We start from the raw sequence: 16,188 nt of genomic DNA, 5'->3' as shown, positions 1-16,188 counted from the left end.
TGTCCGGGCTAAGGGCCGGGTATGGACCTCGACCGCTTTACCGACGACACACCGGCCGACGACGCACCCGGTGGGGCCCGGGTCTGTGTCGTCGCCGCACAGACGGAGACGTTTGAACGCTGTCGACAGGGCTTCTATCCGTCGCCGGAGTCGTATGACCGAACGACAGAACCGTTCGACTACATGGCGTTCTACCGGACTGCGCCGGTGTCGGCAGTCACGCACTACGCCCCGGTGACCGCCCGAACGGACCAGACCCGTGGCGGTCCGGGGCCGATGGACGCGGATGACTGGGCGGCCCTCATTGACCCGTTCTCGGAGACAGACAACGTCGTGGTGTTCGAACTGGACGACCTCGTGCCGCTCGAAGCTCCTGTCGAAAACGACCAGCACGGCCTCCGAGGCGCGTGGTACTGCACTATCGACGACCTTCGGACCGCCGATACGCTCTCGGCACTGGCCGCGACCGCGACTACCTGAACGGGGGCCGATAGCCCACGCAGCGTCCCGGTATCGGTGCCGAGGGTTCAAACGGGAAGCGCCCGTACAGATGACGAATGCCGATCTACCCCTCGGTCCGAGATCACGGCGTCTCGCTGTGCGAGCGGGCCGGCTACGATGTGGCGGTACATGACGACAGCGGCGGACCGTCTGCGCTCGCGACGCCGAACGACGACGCGGTCGGCCTCGTAGATGCGACAGACCCGCGGCCAGTCGCTGTCGAACCGCTGACCGAAGCCAACGTCGGCCCCGATGGACTCATCCCCCGGTTTGTCAACGCGGTTCGAGAGGGCCGGGACTGCCTGTTCGTGGTCCCGTCGACGGAGGCGATGGGAACGACACTGACCCAGATGGTCGCCACCGTTCTGGGTGAGCCCCCCTGTCTGGCCGCCGACGGCCCCGACGGGCGACAGTTCTACAACGGCCCCGACCGCGTCCCGCTCTCTGATGGTACATACGCCTGTGCGCGAGCACCGGCAAGTGACCTCCAGTGGCGCGAGGTCAGAGTCGACCAGGGCCGACCCAGACTCGAACTCGGTGTCGGGACGGAGGTGGTCGCCGTTCTCGAACACGTCGACTCGCTCGCCGATGCCGGCCGCCACGCCTTCCAGCACGCCTATCGCCGAGCGGATAACGGGCAGTTCGAGGTGACAGCCGGCGGCGACGTAATCGAACGGTTCCCCGGCCCGACAGCCATGCGGCGCGGCGGCTACCCACCCGTGCCGATGCCGCTGGTCCCTGAGCACCTGTTTCCCGAAGACGCGGACCACTCGCGGTGGGCTGTCTGCCAACCCGATGGCGGCACGGACGTACTGACCGCCGATGGACTGAGCGCCTGGGGCTGACGGCCGTCATTTCTCCGTGATACTGTGCGAGCAGCGACTGGTCTCTGCATCAGAACGACTATGTACCACCAAGAGATATTACTAGGTGGTATGAGCGATTCCGATTCATTCGAACAGTTCAGTGATGTCGGCGAAGCAGAGGTCACACGCGCAATCGGACAGGAATGGACCGAGGAGTTCATGGACTTCTCGGACTCCGATGTCATCATCGTCGGCGGTGGCCCATCGGGGCTGATGGCTGCGAAGGAACTCGCCGAGCGCGGTGTGCAGGTGATGGTCGTCGAGAAGAACAACTACCTCGGCGGCGGCTTCTGGCTTGGTGGCTTCCTGATGAACAAGGTTACCGTCCGCGACCCAGCACAGCAGGTGCTGGACGAACTTGAAGTCGACCACAAGCGGTCCAAAGACAGCGAGGGCCTCTACGTCGCTAACGGGCCGGAGGCCTGTTCCGGGCTCATCAAGGCTGCCTGCGACGCCGGCGCGAAGATGCAGAACATGACCGAGTTCACGGACATCGTCATCCGCGAGGACCACCGCGTCGGCGGCATCGTCATGAACTGGACGCCGGTCCATGCGCTACCCCGCGAAATCACCTGCGTCGACCCGATTGCCGTCGAGGCCGACCTCGTCATCGACGCGACGGGCCACGACGCGATGGCGGTCAAGAAACTCGACGAGCGCGGCGTTCTCAATGCGCCGGGCCTCGAAGACGAAGCCAGCGGCATGGACCAGACCGACGACGACACCTACGGCGCGCCCGGCCACGACTCGCCCGGCCACGACTCCATGTGGGTCGGCGAGAGCGAGGACGCTGTCGTCGAACACACCGGTCTCGCCCACGACGGCCTCGTCGTCACCGGCATGGCGACGGCGACCACCTACGGCCTCCCGCGCATGGGCCCGACGTTCGGTGCCATGCTCGTCTCCGGCAAGCGCGCCGCGCAGGTCGCGCTGGATGAACTCGAGGTCGACGCCGAGCCGGTCGACGTCACGAGTCGCGACGCAACCCCCGCTGACGACTGAACTCCTCCCTACATCCCTCTGGTTTTAGTCGACCGCTTTTTACCGCTTTAGCTGCTCATTCAGGCTAGAATATCGCGCTAATACAAACAATTATACAAGAGTATGGTGGATATGTTAGTGATTGCCAACCAATGTCCGAAGAGATGCAGCGGAGCGACAACCACAGGTCCGACGAGTCAGTTGGCGGTGAAATTGCGGTCCACCTCTGGAGTCGGCGGCCGGTCTGTGGCCCCCGAACAACAGCCATTGACCGGTTCACTGAACTCGCCGCAACGGGCGTTATCGATGACTTTGATATCCAGACGTGGCCCGAGGAAATTCCCGTGTCCCAGCGAAGCGAGCACGGCGAGGTGCTGGCGACTGTCGACCGGTACGAACAGTGGGCAACGGAGCGCGGGCTGAGTCTCCGACCGCCGTTCGAGACGCGGACCTCGTCGCTACTCGTCGGCGGCAGTACGGAGGTGCTGCGACTCCCGATGATAGCCGTCGCCGTCTACGCGGACGACGACTTGGTCGGGGTGTACCCGTGTACAGACGGCACCACGACGTGGTCCGTCACCGATTGTATCGACGCACTCACGACGGAACCGGCTGGGCTTCCCCACCAGTCCGAGTCCTGACACACCCCTTCGGAAAACACACTCTGTCGCCGATGGCAGCCGATATCGCACTGCTTTGCCGATACCGTCCCTGATTCTGGGGCGCCAGATTGACCCGTCTGTTTTGGTTCTCTACTCCGGCGACCTCTCAACAGGGAAGAGTCCCTGAGACACAAATTGTATTACCTGCCGATACCACTGACGAATACAATGGAGTCCGTGACGCTGTACCGCGCTCCGACAGCGGTCGCCGACACCGACGCCATCGCCGACTGGCTTGACGCGCGGATTGAGGCTACCGTCTCCGTCCGGGACCGGTTTCTCTCGCTGCACGGCGACTCGGAACTGGCGGAGTCGTTCGCCGAAGCGCGGGTACTCTCGCCGTACGACCGCGAGACCGGGAACACGATGCTGGGTATCGTCCGGTACGAGGAACGAGCGCTGGAGTCGCCCGAGCGGGCCGGCGGCGTCATCTACGACGGGCTGGCGGTCCAGCAGGCGCTCCACGAGCGAATCCCCGAATCCGAGCGGTCGCTGGACCACCTTCACGTCCCACTGCTGGACCGCGTCGTCGGGACCTGGGGCGACCACGACGGTCGCTGGCACAAGCGCGTGAACGTCCTCGGCCAGCCCGCTATCGTCTCGGTCCCGGGGCTGTACGAAGCGCCTGCAAAGCCCGAACAGTACTACAAGGAACAGCAGAAACACGCCCTGCTCGGCGGCGGCGCACCGCCCCGGGAAGTGCTAGAAAACGAGGTCGAAGGCGAGTTTCTCGTTGAGGACGACCCGCGGACGACCGAGGCTATCAAGGGGTATGTCCTGCAGGCCTACCACTACCTCGACACCGGCGAGGTGTTCTGCGACGAGGACACCTGTAGGCTCCACAATCCGCACCGCCAGCCCGGCGTGGTCGCCGCGCAGCTACGAGCGCCCGAATTCTGTCCTGAGCACGCCGAACGGTATTGCCCATAGCAGCCCGACGCACCACTCCCGTTACCGCACAGTTCCACTCAGCAGGCCGACGAACCCGCCGGCCATCGTCTCGTAGCGCCGCGCGACCGTCCGCTCGGTAAGTCGCTCGCGGGCCGCCCGTACCCGCCGCTCGAACGCGCTGGCGTGTGACCGTCTGGACAGGCGCGTTCCCGGCGCGGAGAGGCGGACGAACCCCTCGAACGCGAGGTTCAGCGGTGCGGCGAGGGCGCTGGGGCTCCGCTGGAAGTTCAGCAGGGCGACGCGGCCGCCAGGGCCGACGCTGTCACACCACGCGTCCACCGCCGCCGCAGGGTCCTCGAAGATGCCGGCGACGAACGTCGCCAGAACGGCATCGGCCTCTCGAATCGGCGGACGGGCGGCGTCAGCTTGCACGTAGTGTACGGCTCCGCCGCTTCTGGCGGGCCGTTCGCGTGCACGATCGAGCATCTCCCGTGTCACGTCGATACCGACGACTTGACCCGACGGGCCGACTCGCTCGCGGAGCGCCGGCACATTCGCGCCAGTGCCACAGCCCATCTCGACGACGGTGTTGCCGGGTGCAAGCGCCAGCGAGTCCACCGTTCGGTCGCGCCAGGACGCCACACCGGGCGCATTCGCTACCCAGTCGTACACCCGCGCCCACCGGCCGTAGAATGATTGCGCGTCGGTCACAGGATTTCGCGCGCCGTTTCAGCGACTGCGACGGCGTCGTCCCCGAGCAGGTACACCACCGGCTCGATACCCATCGCGCCGGTGTGATAGAGCACGTCGGCCCCCGGGTCGTCAGCCAGCGCGGCCGCAACGGCCGGCTCGACGCTCTCCTCGGCGTCGAACTCGACCACAGTCCGACCGGCATCTCGAAGTGCGGTCACGACGCCGTCGTCGTAGCGGACGTTCAACACTGCGCGGGCGTCGCTCCCGGCGGCCCGCGCCGCCAGCAACAGCGACGCGACGTGCTCGCTGACGCCGAACTCCGGGTCCGCCGGAATCGTTGCCCGTCCTTTCACGTCGAGAATCCGCCCCGGGACGGCGGCCACGTCCTCGATGCTATCGGCCTCGGGGAGACACTGGACGAGGTTCGACCCGACCGCCGGAATGAGCGTCGCGAACCCACTAGTGTTTTCCAGCACGCTGAGTCCGCGCCGCACCGACGCGAGCGTCCGTTCGGCCGACCGGAGCTGTGAGTCCGGGTCGTGGACAGCGAACTCGTCGTCGTAGTCGCCCAGCTCTGGGACCGCGTCCTCGTGTAACTGCGCGAGGACGCCGCCCTGTTCGAGTTCGCGGATGAACACTTCTGTTTCGACCAGCGCCTGAACGGAACTCATATCGCCGTCGGCCAGCCCGTCAGCCAGTCGCTCGACCAGTTCCTCCAGCCCGCGGTGGGCCAGCAGGTCCTCGTGGCGCGCCACGTCGCCGTGGACGTACTTCGACACCGCGCTCTGGCTGATACCGAGCAAGTCGGCGACCTCGGACTGTGTCAGCCCGCGCTCCCTGAGGGCGTCGGCCAGCAGCGAGCGAAACGTCGGCAGGAAGTCGTCGACGACGATTTCCTCGATGAACCGCATCTATTGGTCGCCTCCAAATTCTCTGTCTCCCTGTATCTTGCTCGCCTGCGGCCCGGACTGACCCTGGTACTTCGAGCCGCGCTCGGCCCCGTACGGGCGGTCAGCAGGTGTCTTGAGTTCCGTGAACGTAAGCTGTGAGATTCGCATTCCGGGTGTGAGTGCAACGGGTGCGGTGCCGAGGTTCGACAGTTCGAGCGTGATCTGCCCCTCGTAACCGGGGTCACACAGGCCGGCCGTCGCGTGTACCACAATCGCCAGGCGGCCCAGCGATGAGCGGCCTTCGACGTGGGCGATGAGGTCGTCGGGGATGGCGACGCGCTCGTGGGTCGTCCCCAGCACGAAGTCGCCGGGGTGGAGGATGAACTCCCCGCCTTCCTCGATGACCGTCTCCTCAACGTAGTCAGAGACTTCGTCCTCAGAGTTCGGATGAATACAGGGGATGTTGGCGTGCTGGAACTCTAGGAACTCATGTCCGAGGCGGAGGTCGACGCTGGCGGGCTGAATCTGGATGTCCGGGTCGTCGAGCGGTTCGACGACGAGGTCACCCTGCTCCAGTCGTCGGAGAATATCCGCATCTGAGAGTATCATGAGAGTGGCGTGTGCGGCCGGAAGCCTAAACTCCCCGATTCTCATGCTGCTGGCTGTAACTGTTTTAAGATATTCGCGGTGGCGCAATTCCTTACAGACAGACAGCCGACAGCGTCAGGCGGCTATCACAGGGAGCGTCGCGGCGATAACAGCGATGGCGACCGCCGCATACCTGCTAATCTCGTGGACGACCCGGAGGCCGCCAGCCCAGACGTACGCCTGCCAGGCTGCGGTTCCGACCTGTATTGCGAGAAAGACAAATCCTGAAAGCCCATTCTGTAGACGCCGAACCTGTTCGAGCAGCAGTTCCGGAGAGGACGCGGAGAGGTCTGTGCTGGCCGCGAAAAAGACGAGCGCAGCACCGCCGGCGACAACGCCGACAACAGACGGGAGCAGTCCCCAGGCGGTGATTTCCGCTGTCTCGCCGAACCGGCCAGATCCACCGGCTAGCTTCGCACCCACGTACAGACCGAGCAGCAATCCGACCCAGACGATGATGAAGCCGATAAACAGCCCTGGAAGGGTCTCAGTCGCATAGTCCCAGATGAGCGAGCCGACTTCGACAGTTCTCGTCGCCGGTTCGTCACAGCCGGAGACGGTTATGCCGCCGACACCGCCGTCTTCGCACATCTGTTCCGGGGGTCGAGCGGGATTGTCTCTCTCAACAGTGCCGGTGAACTGCACGGCGAACAGCCGGAGCGCGAGTCCGAGAACCACTGTGACGACGATGGCGATGCCGAAAGCGAGGCCACTGCCACGGAAGCCGTTTAGCTGGTCGCGCCGTTGCTCGAAGAACGCGCCCGGTCGCAGGAGAAACGTTCGGATGGTGGAGGGCATCTCCGGGGTGTGCTCGGCCACGGCGTATGTACTCTGTGGTATGTGCAACCGTGGAGGGAGTCCGACGGGAGTTTAAGTACGGGTGGCCATGTAATCGTATGAAGCAGGCTATCGTCGCGCGGGCCGACATCGGTATGGGCGAGGGCAAACTCGCCGCCCAGGTTGCCCACGCCTCGCTGTCGGCCTACGAGGACGCCGGCCCGAAACCCCGCAAAGCCTGGAAGGGTGCGGGGCAGAAGAAAGTCGTCCTGAAGGCCACCAGCGAGTCCGAGCTGTTCGAACTCGCGGACGTGGCCGAGCGCGAAGGCCTGCCGCATGCGGTCGTCCGAGACGCCGGCCACACACAGCTCGACCCGGGAACCGTCACGGCCCTCGCCGTCGGCCCCGCCGAGGACGAGCTGGTGGACCGCGTCACCGGCGACCTGCCGCTGTTCTGAGGGCAGCGGCCCGCGATACGGTTATATAAGAGCAACCCTAACCTCAGGTGAACAACAACACGATACATCATGCAAGGAAACGAACAACAGGCCTACGACCGCGGGATTACCATCTTCTCCCCGGACGGACGCCTCTATCAGGTCGAGTACGCACGAGAAGCCGTCAAGCGCGGAACCGCCAGTGTGGGGGTCCGCACCGAGGACGGCGTGGTCATCGCCGCCGACCGCCACGCCCGGTCGCCGCTCATCGAGCGCGACAGCATCGAGAAGATCCACGAGATCGACTCTCACGTCGGCGTCGCCAGTGCGGGTCACGTGGCCGACGCGCGCCAGCTTATCGACGTGGCGCGCCGGCAGTCACAGGTCAACCGCCTGCGCTACGACGAGCCCGCCTCCGTCGAGTCCCTGACAAAGGAGATCACGGACTACATCCAGCAGTACACGCAGACCGGCGGCGCACGCCCGTTCGGTGTCGCGCTGCTGGTCGCCGGTATCGAGGACGGCGAACCGCGCCTCTTCGAGACGGACCCCTCGGGGACGCCCTACGAGTGGCAGGCAGTCGCCATCGGCGGCTCCCGCGAGGACATCCAGACATTCCTCGAAGAGGAGTACGCCGAGGGGATGGACCTCGAAGGCGGCATCGAACTCGCGCTCCGGGCGCTGGCCTCGGTCAACGAGGACGGCCTCGACGCGACCGGCGTCGACATCGCCACCATCGACGTGGAAAGCGAGCAGTTCGAAAAGCTTGCTGAGGACGACATCGCCGAGCGCCTCGAGGAGTTCGAACTCGGAGGTGAGGAATAATGCACGACCCTGAGAACCGACTGACTGACGCGTATGAGCCCGAGGTCGGCAACCTGCCGAACGAGGACAGCGGCCGCGACGAGGAGAACGTCGTCAAGACCGGCACGACGACTGTCGGCCTCTCGACGGAGGACGGCGTCATCATCGCGACAGACCGGCGCGCCTCCCTCGGTGGCCGCTTCGTCTCGAATAAGCAGGTCCAGAAGGTTGAGCAGATTCACCCGACGGCCGCGATGACGCTGGTCGGCAGCGTCGGTGGGGCACAGTCGTTCATCCGCTCGCTGCGCGCCGAGGCCGACCTCTATGAGGTCCGCCGCGACGAACCGCTCTCGATTCACGCGCTGGCGACGCTCGCGGGCAACTTCGCCCGCGGTGGCCCGTACTTCGCCATCAACCCCATCGTGGGCGGCGTCGACGAAGAGGGCAGCCACGTCTACAGCGTCGACCCCGCTGGCGGCGTGCTTGAAGACGACTACACCGTCACCGGCTCCGGGACGATGGTCGCAACAGGGACCATCGAAGGCCAGTACGACCACGGGATGAGCCTCTCCGAGGCCCGTGACCTGGCGATCCGCGCGGTCAACGCCGCGGCCGAGCGTGACACCGGGTCCGGCAACGGCGTCGTCCTCGCCGAAATCACTGACGAGGGCGTCGAAATCGACGCCTTCGACGACTACGAGTCGGCCGAATAACCCGGCTGTCTCGGTTTTCGCTTTCTTTGCGGTTTGTTGTCCCCGGTCAGTTGCTGCTCAGTCTCGCGGCACGACCCGCATCGGATAGTCAGACTGCCGCATGATATCCTGAGCAACGCTGCCGAAAATGAGCCGGTCGGTCTGGCTCCGCTTGCGGACGCCAATGACCAGTTCGTCGGCGTCGACTTCCGCGGCGATGTCGAAGATATCGTCCGCCGGGCTGTTCCCCCGGATTATCTGGTATGTCTCGACGGACACCTGGTCGCCCAGACGGTCCGAGACGACTTCGAGCGCGGCCTTCCCGTCGGCAACCGCATCCGGTGGCGTCCTGTCTCCACCCGGCTGTGAATTAACTGCGTACACACTGTCTTCCAGGTCGAGAACGCCTTCGAGGTACGAACACAGTGTCTGGCTGACTGTCTCGGAATTGGTTGCGAGCACGAAAGTCTGCATATAAGATGTCCGTCACCCATCATGATAAGTATGTGTACTGTTACCACGAACCATTTTATATTCACATTCTCAGGCCGTCGGGTTACTCGGTCAGGACCAGCCAGCCGACGGCGAGAAAGACGGCGAGCACGAGCAGAATCGACCCCCAGGCCAGCGCCGCGAACGCGGTTGACCCGAGCGCGGCGAGGGGGAGAACCACTGACGGAGTCATTGCTCGGACCCCCCGTCAGCCACCGGATCATCGAGCGCGCGTACCTCCCGCCCGAGGCTGTCGAGGTCGGCATCGGCCCCGCCAAGCAGCGTCGCAACTGCGGTGAGAGCGGCCGAAACGAGCGTTGCGCCGGCAAAGGCAATGAGGAACGACGGCGCTGGCAGCATACTCCCGACGCCCGGTATCGCGGCCATAAGGCCGCGGAGCGACGGGAAGTACGTGAAGCCGACAAGTAGCCCCGCAATGCCGGAGACTAACGCACCCGGCCCGGTGAGCCGCTCGGTGTAGAGACCGGCGAGGAAGGGCACGAAGACGCCAGCGGCCAGCAGGTCGGCAGTCAGGAACAACTGGAGGACGCTGTACCCCTGCGCGCCGATGAACATCGCGGCGAGCGCGACAGCGACCGTCAGCCCGCGCCCGCCCAGCCACAGGGTCCGCTGGTCGGGGTCGTCGAGCAACCGGGCAAGGTCGGCGGTGACAACGCTGGCGATAGCGTTGAACATCGTGTCAGCCGAACTCATCACTAACAAGACGGCGAGGACGACGACAGCGAGGGTCACCCACGTCGGGAACGCCTCCGCCACCACGAGGAAGAAGGCGATACTGGCGGAGCCGGATTCTGTGAGGCCTAATCCCGCCGCGGCGATGCCGAACAGGCCGGACAGCAGGAGCATCGGGACGACGACGACGGCGGCGATACCCATGCCGCGACGGAGCGCGCCGTCACCGTCGGCGGCGTACACCCGCTGCCAGACGCCCTGATTCAGCATGTTCGCACCTAAAAGGGCGAAGGCCACGTACAGCCCGAACTCCAGGCCGGGGCCGAATCCGGGGTCCAGCAGCGTCGGGTCGGCCGACACCACCGTCGCGTGGAACTCGCTCGTCCCGCCCAGCGAGAGGAGCGCGCCGCCGAAGCCGACGGCCAGAAGCGGCAGGATGACCAGCGTCTGGACGGTGTCGGTGACGATGCTCGCAAGCAGGCCGCCGTAGGCCGTGTAGACGAGGACGAAGCCGCCGATGAGCAGCGAGGTCTGCCAGAGCGGCACGTCTGCGACGAGCGCGAGCGCGCCGGCGATACCGGTCATCTCCGCGGCGAGGAAGATGAACATGTAAAACACTGAGACTAGCAGGACGAGCAGGTACATCCCGGAGCCAAAGCGAGCGTAGGCGAACTCCGTCAGCGAGTGGCCTGCGGGCATCACCTCGCGGATGCGAGCGCCGACTGGAATAAAGAGGAGAAGTGGAATCGCGCTGCCGATGGCGTAGCCCAGCACGGCGGGCAGCCCACCGAAGGCGGCCCCGGCCTCGGCGGGGCTCAGCAGAATCCAGACGCCCATCATCGACGCGATGACCGTCGCAGCGAGGGTCCCACTACCGGCCGAGTCACGGGCCGAGATGTACGTCTCCACCGAGTCGATTCGGCCGCGGGCGGCGAAGAGGCCGATGCCGGTGAACACGAGAACGGTCGCCGCGGTCAGACCGAGAACGATAGCTGAGGATACCATCTACGGGCTCACCTCGTGGTCGGGCGTCTCAGCGGTTTCCTCGTAGGCCGTCTCGAAGAACTGCTGTTCGAGCGTGACCGTGCGGTCGAACAGCGACGCGACGCGGGCCTCCCGGCGGGGCGAAAGCGTCGGCCCGACGGCGTCGAGTTCGCCCCGGAGCCAGTCGACGAACGCGACGAAGGAGTCGACGGCGTGGAGATCGACCCACTCGGCGAAGTAGAACGGCAGTCCCATCCCGGAGCTGGGGAGGCCGTCGCTGTCCGGGTCGCCGTGGGCCGCCGCGGCGGCCGTCGCCCACGACTCGTATATCCACTCTGCCGGGACGAGGACGGCCAGCGTCTCGGCGTACCCGCCCTCTCGGGCGGCGCGACCGAGCAGGTCGACGAACGCCGCCGTCGCGTCCGTCGGCTCGGGGTCTTGCCAGCGCGAATCTTCGACGCCGAGTGCGGCAAAGGAGCGCTCGAAGTAGTCGTCTTCTTCGTCGGTCACGGTATCGAGGAACTCCACAAGCCGTCGTTTGGCGGCCATATCCGGTGCCTGTCCGACCGCGTAGCCGAACGTGCCGACGAGTTCGTCGACGAACGCGTAGTCCTGTACCAGATACTCGGCGAACGCGTCTTCGTCGAGCGTGCCGGCCCCGAGTTCCTCGACAAACCGGTGTTCGACAGCGGCGTCCCAGTCCGGCTGACTCTGCTCCCGGAGCCAGTCGGTGAATCGGGGTTCGTCGGTTCGCTCGGCGTACGCAGAGTATGTTTCGGCCGTCGTCATAGCTCCCACCCCTCCTGCGTGTAGGCCATCTCCCAGAACCGGTGTTCGAGTTTCGCGCTCGTGCGGAACGCGTCTTCCATGGCGTCGTGCTGGCCGGAATAGCGCTCGCCACAGCGGTCGACGTACGCTCGACACCAGCCCGTCGCCTCGCGGAAGTCGTCGCTGGTGTACATCTCGATAAAGGGCGTGTACCGGTGTTCGCCGTCGGCCAGGTCGGCCATGTGTTCGGCCACGTCGAGATAGCCCTGCATACAGGGGTACAGCGCCGCGGCAATCTCGGCCTCATGTCCCTCGTAGGCCGTCCGAACGAGGAAGTTCGTGTACGCCAGACACGTCGGAGCCTTCTCGGTCGACTCCAGCTCACGCTCTGAGATGCCGTAGTCCGATGCGAACTCCCGATGCAGGTCCATCTCGGTGTCGAGCACCTGGTGGGCGACCCCGAGCAGGTGCGTCATCGTCGACTCGTCGCCGGCCGTCGCCCCAGCGAGCGCGAACAACCGTGCGTAGTCTTGCAGGTATCGGTAGTCCTGTTTCACCCAGTGTTTGAACGCCGCCTCATCGAGCGTCCCGTCGGCCAGTTCGCGGACGAACGGGTGGTCCTTCTGTGCGTCCCAGATGTCCTCGCCGATGTCGAGCAGGTGGTCGCTGAATGCCATTGGTAGCCAAGACAACAAACTCCGACGTATTATATCCTGCTAATACAACTTGGTTGTATCCAGTCTGACGGTCGGGACCGAGCGAACGCCCCGGCCATGCATGACGCCATCACAATCTCATGCCTGTCGAACAGTCCAAACTGCTAAGCGCACTACGGCCCACATTCTCGGCAATGACACTGCAGTTACCGAGCGAAATCGTGGTCGAGCGGTTTCTCCCGACAGCCCGGGCGATGCTTGCCACGAGACTCGACGAGGAGGGATGGACGCAGCAGGAAATCGCCGACCAACTCGGCGTGACACAGGCCGCAGTAAGCAAGTACGGCAGCGGCTCGGTCACCATCGAGGAGCGGTTCCGCGCGGACGCCCGGATGCAACAGACCATCGAGCGGATCGCCGACGGGCTGGCTTCGGGTGAGATGGACGAGTACGCGGTGCTGGACGAACTGCTCGCTCTGGTGCGGGAATTCGAAGACCGGGGGCCCATCTGTGCGGTCCACGAGGAGGAAATGCCGGCGCTACAGGGGATGGGCTGTGACCTCTGTGTTCGGGGGACAGACACCGCGGTTCAGGCGGAACGGACCGTCCTGTCGTCGGTCCGGAGAGCCACGCGACTCCTAGCCGACAGCGACTTTGTCGCCGACGCCATCCCGAACGTGGGGATGAACGTCGGCATGGCACTGCCGGACGCCGAAGACGCGCTCGATGTGGCCGCAGTCCCCGGCCGGATTCACGACCTGCGGGGGCGGGTCAACGTCCCGTCGAACCCCGAGTTCGGCGCGTCGGAACACGTCGCGGGGACGATATTGGCTGCGATAGCGGTCGATTCCTCGCGCCGAGCGGCGCTCAACCTGACGACCGACGAGGCATTTCTCGATGCTGCTCAGGAACAGGGTATCGAGCCGCTGGAGTTCGACGCCGGCTACGAGGACCGGGACGAACGGCTCGAAGCCACCTTCCGCGAACGCGGCGAGGTCCCTCGCGTCATCTACCACAGCGGCGCGTTCGGCATCGAGCCGATAACCTACGTTTTCGGTGAATCGGCGGTCGAAGCTGCTGACCTCGCGATCGAACTCCTCGACGCAGCCGACACGTAAGGCCTCTCGGCCGCCGAGACCGTCAGAACCAGCCGGTCTCGGGGTCGATGGGATTCTCGGGCTGCTCGCCCCGCAGTACCCGGATGACATCTTCGGCCACGGTCTGTGTCAGCTCGACCCGGGACTCCTCGGAATACCACGCGACGTGGGGACTACAGACAACGCTGTCGAGGTCGTGTAGCGGTGAGTCTCCCGGCGGCTCTGGCTTGCGCACGTCCAGCCCGGCCCCGCCGAGATCGCCGCTGATGAGCGCGTCGTACAGCGCCGTTTCGTCGACAAGCCCGCCTCTGGCCGTGTTCACGAGCAGTGCGTCGTCGTGCATTCGGTCAAGCGCGTCGGCGTCGATCATCCCGCGCGTCTCGTCGGTCAGCGGAGCGTGCAGCGAGACGATATCGGAATCGCCCAGCAGCGTCTCGAGCGTGACCGATTCGACGCCGAGGTCACCCATCCGGTACTCGGGCGCGTACGGGTCGTAGGCGATAACATCGATATCGAACCCACGAAGCTTCGCGGCGAACCGGCTGGCGAGCTTGCCGAAGGCGACGAGGCCGACGGTGCTGCCGGCGAGGCGACGGATCGGCTGTCCGACAGCCCACTTCCACTCGCCACGCTTGACCGAGCGGTCGAACGTGGGTATCCTCCGCAGGCAAGCGAGCATGAGTGCGAACGTGTGGGTCGACACCTCCTCGACAGAGTAGTCCGGAACGTTGACGACCGTTACGCCGGCCGCAACCGCCGCCCGAACGGCGATGTTGTCCATGCCGATGCCGGCCCGGCCCACCACTTTGAGCGAGTCGGCGGCCTCGATGACCTCGGCTGTGACCTGCGTGCCGGCGTCGACGATCAATGCGTCCGCACCGTCTACTGCGCGTGCGACGGCCTCCGGCTCTTTCGCCGCTATCGTTTCGACGGTCGCATCAACCGCATCCAACACCGCCGCCCGTGTCTCCCCGTGCATCACTTTGGTGTCAGAGACGACGACTTTGTATGACATACGCTGGCTTGCCTCGGGCTCGAAATAAAATCATCCGTCAGGGTCGGTGCAGTCATCGGAACCGCGTCACAGGACCGTGGCTGTGTAACGGTGACCGGCACAGAACTGACAAAATAATAGCAAACTTTTATGATATATTCGTGAGGAGGTGGCAACAGCATGTCAGCTAATAACACAGGCGAAACTGCCCTCGAACGTATCGGCTATCGACTCTCTGCGTGGGTGGAACGGTGGATGCCAAGCCCGTTCCTGTTCGCGCTCATCCTCAGTTACGTCGTATTTCTGGCCGGCGTCGGCCTCACCGGGGCCGGTCCCGTGGAGATGGTCGGGTTCTGGTACGACGGCTTCTGGGCCTTCCTGACGTTCTCGATGCAGATGGTCCTCATCCTGATGACGGGCTTCGTCGTCGCGTACCACCCGCGTGTCAACGCCGGCATCCGGCGGCTGACAGAGATTCCCAGCACCGGAAAACAGGCGGTTGTCCTCGTCGGCCTGTTGACGATGCTGCTCGGCTGGGTCCACTGGGGACTGAGCCTCATCCTCGGCGCGATTTTCGCCCGGGAGATGGGCAAGACCGCCCACGAGAACGGCATCGATGTCCACTATCCGGTCCTCTGCGTGGCGGGCTATCTCGGCCTCGGTCTCACCTGGCACTGGGGGCTGTCCGGGTCCGCGCCGCTCCTGCTTGCGACAGAGGGCAACGAGTTCATCCAGCAGGGCGTCATCGACGTCGTCGTCTCCGCCTCGGAGACCATCTTCCACCCCTACGGCCTCATTCTGACCGGCCTGTCGATAGCCTACGCGCTCGTCGTCCTCTACGTCATCACGCCGACTGGTGACCAGGCGCGGGGCATCACGCACTACATCCCCGAAGACGATTTGTTCGAGTCCGCGAGTGACGGCGGTGTTGAGACGACTGCGACCACCAAGCAGGTCCCGGCCGAGCGTCTCAACCACAGCCGCGTTCTCGGCGGGATTATCGGTCTGACCGGTATTGCGCTGGTCGCCTCGCAGTTCGTTCAGTCCGGCATCGACGCGCTCGGACTGAACATCGTCAATTTCGGCTTCCTGACGATTGGGATCTTCATCTACATGGACCCACAGACCTACCGGGAGAAGTTCGGCGAGGCGGCGACCGCCGCGTCGGGCATCGTGTTGCTCTTTCCGTTCTTCGCTGGCATTCAGGGGATGATGGCTACCTCCGGGCTGGCGCAGCTGATGGCCAACGCGCTCATCTCGGTCTCGACACCACAGACGTTCCCGGTCATCGCCTGGCTCACTGGTGCCACGGTCAACATTTTCGCACCGTCCGGCGGCGGTGAGTGGATCATTCTCGGGCCGCCGATTCTCGAAGCCGCGCAGAACCTCGGCGTCCCGGCCGGGCAGGCGACGATGGCCTACGCCGTCGGTGACGCCCACACGAACCTCCTGAACCCCTTCTGGGCGCTGCCGCTGCTCGCCATCACCCGCATCAAGGCCCGGGAGATGTTCGGCTACGCCATCGCAATGTTGCTCGCGCTCACGCCATTCCTGGCTGTCGTGCTGTTCGTCCTGCCGTACTGAACAGGGACTCCGGCGAGACAGTACGGCCGATTGCCCCTTCTTCGAGCGTTAAGTTGGTGGGGAAACTGCACTCCGATA

General features: G+C 64.9%; 20 protein-coding genes. 10 read left to right on the top strand and 10 right to left on the bottom strand.

Going from position 1 to position 16,188, the window contains the following annotated elements; genetic code table 11:
• Positions 1–21: 21 nt before the first annotated feature.
• The 5 genes from RR_RS11960 (at position 22) to RR_RS11940 (ending at position 3,940) form a co-directional block, all read left to right on the top strand.
• Positions 22–480, top strand: coding sequence for a hypothetical protein (locus tag RR_RS11960; RefSeq protein ID WP_011223841.1), 459 nt, complete (start codon positions 22–24; stop codon positions 478–480).
• A 77-nt stretch (positions 481–557) separates the two neighbouring features.
• A complete protein-coding gene (locus RR_RS11955) occupies positions 558–1,346 on the top strand; it encodes a hypothetical protein (RefSeq protein WP_011223840.1) in 789 nt (262 codons plus the stop codon).
• 90 nt (positions 1,347–1,436) lie between these two features.
• On the top strand, positions 1,437–2,369 hold the full coding sequence (locus RR_RS11950; RefSeq protein WP_004957848.1) for a sulfide-dependent adenosine diphosphate thiazole synthase: 933 nt from the start codon (positions 1,437–1,439) through the stop codon (positions 2,367–2,369).
• A gap of 131 nt (positions 2,370–2,500) precedes the next feature.
• A complete protein-coding gene (locus tag RR_RS11945; protein WP_004957846.1) occupies positions 2,501–2,989 on the top strand; it encodes an HTH domain-containing protein in 489 nt (162 codons plus the stop codon).
• A gap of 189 nt (positions 2,990–3,178) precedes the next feature.
• The gene (locus RR_RS11940; RefSeq protein WP_011223838.1) at positions 3,179–3,940 is read left to right on the top strand and encodes a DUF7001 family protein; all 762 of its coding nucleotides are present in this window, start codon (positions 3,179–3,181) and stop codon (positions 3,938–3,940) included.
• Between the two features lie 21 nt (positions 3,941–3,961).
• On the opposite strand, the gene RR_RS11935 is transcribed toward RR_RS11940, so the two are convergent.
• The 4 genes from RR_RS11935 to RR_RS11920 form a co-directional block, all read right to left on the bottom strand.
• Positions 3,962–4,612 (bottom strand): class I SAM-dependent methyltransferase, encoded by a 651-nt coding sequence (locus tag RR_RS11935; protein WP_049938922.1) that lies wholly within the window; start codon positions 4,610–4,612, stop codon positions 3,962–3,964.
• Positions 4,609–5,505, bottom strand: coding sequence for a thiamine-phosphate synthase family protein (locus RR_RS11930; protein ID WP_011223836.1), 897 nt, complete (start codon positions 5,503–5,505; stop codon positions 4,609–4,611). The genes RR_RS11935 and RR_RS11930 overlap by 4 nt, the downstream gene beginning before the upstream one ends.
• Entirely contained in the window at positions 5,506–6,093 is a 588-nt protein-coding gene (gene dcd, locus RR_RS11925) for a dCTP deaminase (RefSeq protein WP_011223835.1), read from the bottom strand.
• A 114-nt stretch (positions 6,094–6,207) separates the two neighbouring features.
• Positions 6,208–6,951, bottom strand: a complete 744-nt coding sequence (locus tag RR_RS11920; protein WP_049938921.1) for a Yip1 family protein — start codon at positions 6,949–6,951, stop codon at positions 6,208–6,210.
• Between the two features lie 77 nt (positions 6,952–7,028).
• On the opposite strand from RR_RS11920, the gene pth2 reads away from it, so the two are divergent.
• The 3 genes from pth2 to psmB all read left to right on the top strand — a co-directional run bounded on the left by pth2 (position 7,029) and on the right by psmB (position 8,863).
• Positions 7,029–7,367 carry a peptidyl-tRNA hydrolase Pth2 gene (gene pth2, locus RR_RS11915; protein ID WP_004591375.1) on the top strand — a complete coding sequence of 113 codons (339 nt, stop codon included), beginning with the start codon at positions 7,029–7,031 and terminating at the stop codon, positions 7,365–7,367.
• Between the two features lie 69 nt (positions 7,368–7,436).
• Positions 7,437–8,171, top strand: coding sequence for an archaeal proteasome endopeptidase complex subunit alpha (gene psmA, locus RR_RS11910; RefSeq protein WP_011223832.1), 735 nt, complete (start codon positions 7,437–7,439; stop codon positions 8,169–8,171).
• The gene (gene psmB, locus RR_RS11905; RefSeq protein WP_011223831.1) at positions 8,171–8,863 is read left to right on the top strand and encodes an archaeal proteasome endopeptidase complex subunit beta; all 693 of its coding nucleotides are present in this window, start codon (positions 8,171–8,173) and stop codon (positions 8,861–8,863) included. The genes psmA and psmB overlap by 1 nt, the downstream gene beginning before the upstream one ends.
• 57 nt (positions 8,864–8,920) lie before the next feature.
• On the opposite strand, the gene RR_RS11900 is transcribed toward psmB, so the two are convergent.
• From RR_RS11900 to tenA, 5 genes are all read right to left on the bottom strand, one after another.
• A complete protein-coding gene (locus RR_RS11900; protein ID WP_011223830.1) occupies positions 8,921–9,316 on the bottom strand; it encodes a universal stress protein in 396 nt (131 codons plus the stop codon).
• Between the two features lie 82 nt (positions 9,317–9,398).
• Positions 9,399–9,527: a hypothetical protein gene (locus RR_RS22990; RefSeq protein ID WP_011223829.1), complete on the bottom strand. Its 129-nt coding sequence runs from the start codon at positions 9,525–9,527 to the stop codon at positions 9,399–9,401.
• Positions 9,524–11,032: a sodium:solute symporter family protein gene (locus RR_RS11895; RefSeq protein ID WP_011223828.1), complete on the bottom strand. Its 1,509-nt coding sequence runs from the start codon at positions 11,030–11,032 to the stop codon at positions 9,524–9,526. Before RR_RS11895 ends, RR_RS22990 begins: the two co-directional genes overlap by 4 nt.
• Positions 11,033–11,800 (bottom strand): TenA family protein, encoded by a 768-nt coding sequence (locus RR_RS11890; RefSeq protein WP_011223827.1) that lies wholly within the window; start codon positions 11,798–11,800, stop codon positions 11,033–11,035.
• Positions 11,797–12,456, bottom strand: a complete 660-nt coding sequence (tenA, locus tag RR_RS11885; RefSeq protein ID WP_007188845.1) for a thiaminase II — start codon at positions 12,454–12,456, stop codon at positions 11,797–11,799. Before tenA ends, RR_RS11890 begins: the two co-directional genes overlap by 4 nt.
• Before the next feature lie 173 nt (positions 12,457–12,629).
• Here tenA and RR_RS11880 point away from each other — a divergent pair, with 173 nt between their 5' ends.
• Positions 12,630–13,553 (top strand): thiamine-phosphate synthase family protein, encoded by a 924-nt coding sequence (locus RR_RS11880; RefSeq protein WP_049938920.1) that lies wholly within the window; start codon positions 12,630–12,632, stop codon positions 13,551–13,553.
• Between the two features lie 22 nt (positions 13,554–13,575).
• Here RR_RS11880 and RR_RS11875 read toward each other — a convergent pair whose 3' ends face one another.
• The gene (locus tag RR_RS11875) at positions 13,576–14,547 is read right to left on the bottom strand and encodes a C-terminal binding protein (protein WP_011223825.1); all 972 of its coding nucleotides are present in this window, start codon (positions 14,545–14,547) and stop codon (positions 13,576–13,578) included.
• Between the two features lie 159 nt (positions 14,548–14,706).
• Between RR_RS11875 and RR_RS11870 the strand changes: the two genes are divergently transcribed.
• On the top strand, positions 14,707–16,110 hold the full coding sequence (locus RR_RS11870) for a short-chain fatty acid transporter (RefSeq protein ID WP_011223824.1): 1,404 nt from the start codon (positions 14,707–14,709) through the stop codon (positions 16,108–16,110).
• Positions 16,111–16,188: the final 78 nt, after the last annotated feature.

The sequence above is a fragment of the Haloarcula marismortui ATCC 43049 genome, from assembly GCF_000011085.1.
In the GTDB taxonomy this organism is placed as follows: domain Archaea; phylum Halobacteriota; class Halobacteria; order Halobacteriales; family Haloarculaceae; genus Haloarcula; species Haloarcula marismortui.
The sequence above is the reverse complement of the archived record's forward strand: the minus strand, read 5'-3'. Positions and strand labels throughout refer to the sequence as shown.